Here is a 500-nt window from a genome sequence, read left to right on the forward strand (position 1 = left end):
GGTCGCTGCTTCTCTGGGAAGAAATGCTGCTACCATGCGGGTGGTAATGTGTCCTGTCCCATTTCGGGAAACGGATTAGCGAATTCCGGTCTTCCAGTATCAGGAAATACGCGATTGACAGGATCTGCTTGTAGATATCAGGGAAGCAAATCTTCAAGTCTTGAACAATTCCAAGTTCTTCACCAATTGCATCAAACAGGTATGTGGCCCCATAATAGCTGTGTCTTGTTGAAACTGAGGGCGCTGGTCCTCTTTTGATTACTGTGGAAACGGGTGGCTCGGTCAATCGCTTAGAAGGAACCAGATTTCCATTATCATCCAGTTTTCCGATGCAGACTCGTTTGCTTCTGGATTGCTTCTTGTCCTTGTCCCAATAGTTTTTTGATTCGTAGACATATGTAATCCCGTTCTTTTTGTTCTTGACGTATACGATATTCACTAAACCACCTCACGTTATAATTATAACATGTTTTTGTGGGGGTTTCAATATAAAAAACATC

General features: G+C 42.8%; 1 pseudogene. It reads right to left on the minus strand.

What is annotated here, in order from left to right:
- Positions 1 to 439 (minus strand): annotated as a pseudogene (locus T472_RS07160) (IS1634 family transposase); the annotation flags it as partial.
- Positions 440 to 500: the final 61 nt, after the last annotated feature.

It is taken from the genome of Youngiibacter fragilis 232.1 (genome assembly GCF_000495435.3).
Taxonomy (GTDB): Bacteria; Bacillota; Clostridia; order Clostridiales; family Clostridiaceae; genus Youngiibacter; species Youngiibacter fragilis.